The organism is Oleiphilus sp. HI0079 (genome assembly GCF_001635105.1).
The window spans coordinates 21,370-27,763 of the sequence record NZ_LWFT01000221.1 but is presented as its reverse complement, the minus strand read 5'-3'; the positions used below and the strand labels follow the sequence as shown (position 1 = coordinate 27,763).

6 protein-coding genes are annotated in these 6,394 nt (G+C 49.2%); 2 read left to right on the top strand and 4 right to left on the bottom strand.

What is annotated here, in order from left to right; genetic code table 11:
• The coding region (locus A3750_RS03335) for an AraC family transcriptional regulator ligand-binding domain-containing protein (RefSeq protein ID WP_068548021.1) at nt 1-920 on the bottom strand (920 nt) is incomplete at its 3' end.
• A gap of 180 nt (nt 921-1,100) precedes the next feature.
• Here A3750_RS03335 and A3750_RS03330 point away from each other — a divergent pair.
• A complete protein-coding gene (locus A3750_RS03330) occupies nt 1,101-1,421 on the top strand; it encodes a 2Fe-2S iron-sulfur cluster-binding protein (RefSeq protein WP_068451759.1) in 321 nt (106 codons plus the stop codon).
• Nucleotides 1,422-1,499: 78 nt separating this feature from the next.
• Nucleotides 1,500-2,882: a cytochrome P450 gene (locus tag A3750_RS03325; RefSeq protein ID WP_068520189.1), complete on the top strand. Its 1,383-nt coding sequence runs from the start codon at nt 1,500-1,502 to the stop codon at nt 2,880-2,882.
• 67 nt (nt 2,883-2,949) lie between these two features.
• Here the strand turns inward: A3750_RS03325 and A3750_RS03320 are convergent, their stop codons facing one another.
• From A3750_RS03320 to A3750_RS03310, 3 genes are read right to left on the bottom strand one after another with little or no spacing between them, the layout of a single operon-like run.
• Entirely contained in the window at nt 2,950-4,176 is a 1,227-nt protein-coding gene (locus A3750_RS03320) for a hypothetical protein (RefSeq protein WP_156498353.1), read from the bottom strand.
• A gap of 2 nt (nt 4,177-4,178) precedes the next feature.
• Nucleotides 4,179-5,369 carry a methanobactin export MATE transporter MbnM gene (locus A3750_RS03315; protein ID WP_082863012.1) on the bottom strand — a complete coding sequence of 397 codons (1,191 nt, stop codon included), beginning with the start codon at nt 5,367-5,369 and terminating at the stop codon, nt 4,179-4,181.
• A 1-nt stretch (nt 5,370) separates the two neighbouring features.
• Nucleotides 5,371-6,270: an MbnP family copper-binding protein gene (locus A3750_RS03310; RefSeq protein WP_068520191.1), complete on the bottom strand. Its 900-nt coding sequence runs from the start codon at nt 6,268-6,270 to the stop codon at nt 5,371-5,373.
• Nucleotides 6,271-6,394 lie beyond the last annotated feature (124 nt).

Genomic DNA, 6,394 nt, shown 5'->3' with positions numbered 1-6,394 from the left:
CGCAGATAGCTCGTTGCCTGTTGCGACAGTATATGATCTCTCACTTTCCTAAAACTGGCCCCTTCGACTTTCAGTCTCCGTGCAAGCGTACGCTTGCTAATAAACATGGAAGCCGCTGCCGCTTCTTCACTGAGTGTCCCTGGCGGGTGAGAGAGCATCAGCTTTTTTAGTTTGAGCTCGACGCTGTTTTCGCCTGCATGTAATTGCGAGAGCATCGCTTCACATTGCTTAAATGCGAGCAGGTAGTTTTGTTGGTTTGCGGAGATATTTCCTATCCGACAAACTTCAATTGGAATTTTAACCACGGTGTGCGAGTGCCCAAATGCGATCTGCCCAGGAATGCATTCCGCATACCGCTGATGGTAGGGCGGTTCGCGGTGTTTGAATTGCGTAATGGCTGTCTCAAGAGGTTTGCCAATAATATGTTGAGCACAATCAAAAAAGGTTATAGCCGAAGCCTCGGCGAGACATCGTTGCACTTCTTCGCTTACATCTAGGTCAAGATGGTAGTGACATTCAAGCCAGTCTTTACCTGCAATTAACTCGAGACGAACAAAGCTCATTCTTGTCGGAGAAAAGGTCTGAAACGCCTGCATGGCGGTGAGCAGGTTAGGGCTACTATTGACTAAAAAGCCCATTGCGCCATGCGCGCCTGGGGTGAGCATTTTCCCAACGGTTAAGCCAAAAGCTGGGTTCTGTGAGATGCGCAATGCATTTTCTAAGAGCCGAATTTGCTGGTCTGCGGTGAGTAACGTGCTCTCTTCGAGAAACTCCTCAACCGTAATTTGGGTGTTCGTTAGTAATGTAGGTAGATCTTGGGTTAGCAGGCCTAGAGCGCGCGCAATAAGGCGCGAATAGTTTGAAGGGATTGACGCAGCTTCGGGCGAAATATCGTGCTCCATGATGCTTTTTAGCTCCATTCGTATTCAGTCTTTCACAAGAACTTAATGACTAAGTGTCTTTTAATGACCTTTTGATGTCAATAAATGACCTCCTTATGTCTTGATATGACTTCCTGATGTCTTTAAATGACCTCAATCTGCCGAATGTTGAGCATTAAGCTTTTGCACGTTGTCGGGTAAAAACTGAAAGAGGTAAAGATGAGCAGCATTACGATTATCGAGCATGATGGAACCGAACATACCCTTGCTATCGAGGAAGGGGTTTCGTTGATGGAATTAGCGACCAATAACGACATCCCCGGCATCGATGCAGATTGCGGCGGCGCATGCGCCTGCGGCACCTGCCACATCATTGTCGACGATGCATGGTCCGAGAAGGTGGGTGGGCCCGCCGTAGAGGAAAACCAAATGCTTGACCTAACGCCTGAACGCGCAGCGACATCGCGTTTGTCGTGTCAGCTTCAGGTTACCGCTGCAATGGACGGGCTAGTAGTACGGCTGCCGGAGTTTCAAATGTAACCAGCCGCATTTCTGCGAAAGAGAATGCTGTGTGGTTGAACGTGACAATAAGAATAGACTTACGCTAGAGGGCATCAAATGAAGTTACTCGATCCGGTAATAGAGAAGAGCGCAGCGGTGATTCCCATTCCGCTTCAAATCAAAGGAGCGCAAGCATTTCAGCGTCTTAAAGCGACGCTTGGTTTAGCGCGTTCTATTCCTGTTTTTGAAGAGAAGCCTTTGCCTAGTGTTGACGCTTTGGCGATAGAAAATATTGACGTTAGCAACCCTTTTCTTTTCAAACAGAACCGCTGGCAGGAATACTTCAAACGTCTTCGTGATGAGTGCCCCGTGCACTATCAAAAGCAAAGCCCATTTGGCCCTTTCTGGTCTGTGACTAGGTTTGAGGACATCATGTATGTTGATAAACATCACGAGCTGTTCTCTGCTGAGCCGATTATTTCGATAGGCCCCCAGCCTGAGGGGCTCGAGATTCAAACCTTCATCGCAATGGATCCGCCCAAGCATGATGTGCAGCGGCAGGCGGTACAGGGTGTTGTGGCACCAAAGAACTTACAGGAGATGGAGCAGCTGATCAGACAGAGAACGTGTGATGTGCTTGATCATCTTCCTGTCGGTCAAGAGTTTGACTGGGTTGATCGTGTCTCAATTGAATTGACCAGCCGCATGCTTGCAACCTTATTCGACTTTCCCTACGACAAACGACGAAAACTCGCTGAGTGGTCGGATGTGGCATCCGCCTCGCCAGAAACAACGGGCGGTTCGAGCAATACAACCGAGGGCTTCGAGACTGCTGCTGAGATGGCAAAAGAGCTTTCCCTGCTTTGGCGTGAGAAGGCAGCGAAGAAAGCGGCCGGCGAAACGCTGGGTTTTGATCTCATGAGCCTATTGCTGTCGAATGACGACACGAAAGACATGATCGATCGCCCGATGGAGTTTATCGGTAACATGGTTTTGCTAATCGTCGGTGGAAACGACACTACGCGAAACTCGATGACTGGAGGAGTGCTGGCGTTAAACCAGTTCCCCGATGAGTTCGAAAAGCTTAAAGCGAATCCTAGCCTTGTGCCAAACATGGTGTCAGAAACAATCCGTTGGCAGACGCCGCTTGCCTATATGCGTCGTGTCGCAAAGCAAGACACTGAGCTAAACGGCCAGAAAATTAAAGAAGGCGACAAGGTCGTGATGTGGTATGTTTCGGGAAACCGCGACGAGCGCGCGATTGATCGCCCTGATCAGTTCATGGTTGATCGAAAGAATGCGCGGAAGCATTTATCGTTTGGTTTTGGCATTCATCGTTGTATGGGTAATCGCTTGGCAGAGATGCAGCTTAAAATTCTATGGGAGGAGCTGCTGAAGCGCTTTGATAAAATTGAAACCATTGGCGAGCCCACGTATGTCCAGTCTAACTTTGTGAAAGGTTACACGAGCTTGAAAGTGAAACTCACAGAGAGGGCTTAATTCGATTTTTCTGCCGCTCGATTAGCGGGTTAGCATGATGCTAACCCGCTAGTTCTCACTGTGTTCTTTATAGCTCCCAAACCGTGCCATCCCAAAGCATCGAGACTCGTCCGTAGTTTAAAGACTCTTTAGTACTGGAATCGCTCACAAACTCGGCTCTGAAGGCTAAGCCGTTGTGCCAAGTATACTGATAGGATAAATCTAAACGTTCTGGTCTATGCGCATTCGCATCTAACCCTGCGTCGCTTCCCAATATCGTTGATCCCGCTCCTGAAAGTATATTGTTGATTTTGAGAGCACTATAGCGCAGCGCAAGCTGGTGATTCAGATACTGCCCTCCAAGTGACAGGCTATAGCCTTGCTGCTTCAGTTCGGCATTTGACTGGCGAGTATTATCTTGCAGTAAACCGTTTGAGTTATGGAGCAGTAGCTCGCCTTCCAAGACATAAGTCGTTGTGTCGCTCTGCTTCCATAGTGCTTGTGTTTCTAGCCCGCTGATTTGAGTATCGCCTGAGAAGCGGGTATTCGTAGTCGTGGTAGCGGCGCCATGGGAATGGCCTCCCTCGGTTCGATCATCTTTGCGTTCGTTAGCTTCTGATCGAAAATACCATCCTCCAACGGTGAGTTGTACACGACCTTCAGTATGCTGGTAACGTGCGAAGACATCCCATGCTGGGCCTTCTGCTTGCTTATTTGCGGGAAAGCTGTCGCCCCGCCAGAGCTCGGTGCCAAACGTGCTCAACCCCTTTTCGCCATGCCACGTCATAAATTGGGCGCGCGCGCCGGCATCATTAAAGTGGTCCCCCAAGAATGCCTGATAGGGTAACGAAGCGTCCGTGAAGTTACGGTCACTCGGGTGAAGCGGGTTCTGAAGGCTAAATGCTCCTTTCATTTTTCCGCCCTCTAACTTGATGTGGCCGAGTGTATTGGTCCAGTGATATCCGCCAAAAGCCTGCTCTATTTTGGCTTCCAGGTCATTCTCATGACCATGTGCCGAGACTTCTGTATGCGCAAAAACGCCATCTTGATTTGCCCAAGTGAGCCGAATGTTTGCATCATTAATGGCGAATCCTGCCTCGTTCCCTTTTGCTTCGCCGCCCATCAAAACGCCGGGAATCTGCCATAGATTGTCATCGGCGATGCCTTTGTCTTGAGCGCTTAGATAAATACCGGCTTGCACCTTGGCTTGTGGCATATATAGAAAGTCTCCGTGCGCCAGAGCTGACTCAGGCGCAGCGAGAATTAACACTGCGCTATATCGTCCAACACGAAGTAATAATTGAGAAAGTCGCATGATCAATTCCATGGGTTGCTGAATCTTGGGTTGGAAATAAAGCTTTGATCGGTGAGGCTTTGGAGAAAGGCGAGTACATCATCCTTATCTTGATCGCTCATTACAAAGCCATTCACAAAGCTGTCTTTAAACGGGTTTTGTCGGCCGTCTCCAGCATAAGGCCCTTGGCTGATTAGACGTCCTCCCGCTGCGTAAATCTCAAGTACTTCTTCTAGCGAGGCAACGCTACCATCGTGCATATAGGGGGCGGTAAGCGCGATGTTGCGAAGTGACGGTGCCCGAAATTTCCCCATGTCTGTGGGGTCTTGGGTGATCTCAAACAAACCAGTGTTGTCGGCAGGGTAATCGCCGTTACCGCCGATATTGAATAAGCCTGTATTATGAAACGGACGATTAATGAAACTCATCGAGCGATCCATTGTTGAGTCGCTTAAATGGTAGCCTCCATGACAGTGAAAGCACTCTAGCTCCTCGCTAAAAAACAACCTTCTTCCTCTATGAGCAGAATCACTCAGCGCGCTGGCATCGCCTTGCTCAAAACGATCGAAGGGCGAGTTAAATGAGACCATGCCCCGCACGAATGTCGTTAAAGCATTTCGAATGTTATTAAAGTCAATTGGATCGCCGAGATCAGGGTAGGCTGCTGAAAATAGCGCTTGGTAACGCGCGTCATCTCGAATTCTTGTAAGAACGCGTTCTTTGTTGCTATCGGTAATGCCGTGTTCTACAGGTGCTTCGCTAAATAGAGGAATCAAGGCTTGTTGCTCAAGTGTGGTTAAGCTGCTGTTTGCCCATGTTTGCGTCGCGTTATAGGCGGCATTCATTAAACCTTGAGAGTTTCGTGCTAGTTCTTCACCGGTCGATCCGCGAGGCGTGGTTTTCCCATCGCTAAAGCCAAGAGCTTGTTCATGGCACGAAGAACAGGATTGGGATTCATTTCCAGAGAGTCGTGGGTCATAAAATAGATGGCGGCCAAGCTGAAATTTTGTCTCTGTCATAGGGTTGTTTAGCGGCTCAACGGGCAGAGGGTAACGCGTTGGAAGGTTCCAATTAAACGCGGCGGAATCGGTTGCTAAAGCACTATCTTGATAGGTCGTGCTGCTTTCGCCGCACGCGATCAGCCCCAAAAAAAACGAGGTAAAAAGAGCGGGGCGCGCAATGCAAATCCCGCGAAATAGGTAAGCACTCAACATATTAATTCACACGGAACACGGTTTGCGTGAGGGTTGAATCTGCTTTACCTGTGGAGACATCCATGCCTAGGGCTTTGAAGACGTTCGAACATTCTGGATCCGTCGCACCTGACATACAGCCAGGTTTGCCACCTAGGTCTTGGCTAAGATCGATATCTGCCACCAAGGCTGCAAAATCCATAGTGATAACGTCGCCGGCGGGGTCAAAATTGTTGAGCGTGAAGGTAGGGCGATTTGGTCTTGAGCATGTAGTCGGATCGCCTGTTTGAGGGTCGCCAACGCAGTTCGTGCTCCCCAAGTGAAAGTTCCAGACACCGGCACTAAACGCGAGATCACTCGGTCGGGTGATGCCACCGGCAGGCGCGATATCGAGACGAGCAAACTTATAGCCGTTTTGCCAGTTCCAATGCAGACTTGCTTGATCAAGTGGGTTTGGAGCCGTTGCTCGATCGAGATGGTTGAGTGAACTCGGCACGCCCAAGGTAAATTGGATCCCAACGAGTTGTGTCGACGAGGATACGGTAACCGTGCCGTTTACTTCTGTATTTGTGTCTTTCGTTGAGCCGCTGCAGCTTGTGTCTCTGTTCATAAAATCGAGCAGGGTAAGATTCTGATGGTTCCAGTCGTTGTCCTTGAGTTGTAGGTTGTAAGACTTGCCTGCTTCGTCTAAAAGGTGAACGTCATGAACATAGAACCGAAATTCCTTAACGGTAGCGTTAGTACTTGGGTTGCCGATTCCCGTTAATTGCGTTGTGCAATCGATAGCGACATTGTTTGCCTCGGCGGCAAAGGCGATCGCAACTTCTCGCTCTTCGTTTGCACCAACGTCGCTGGTGTTGCTGGATGAACAGGCAGATAAAAGGGCGCAGCTAGCAAGGGCTGCAAGGTAAAAATGTTTCATAGTGCTCTCGTTTAATTTGTTTTTCGAACCCTCGTGGGGTGATTTGTGAACAAACGGGTGAGCACACATTCATGCGTTTTATCCGTGCTTAAGACGGGCTGGAGAAATCGCAGCAAGGTCTATG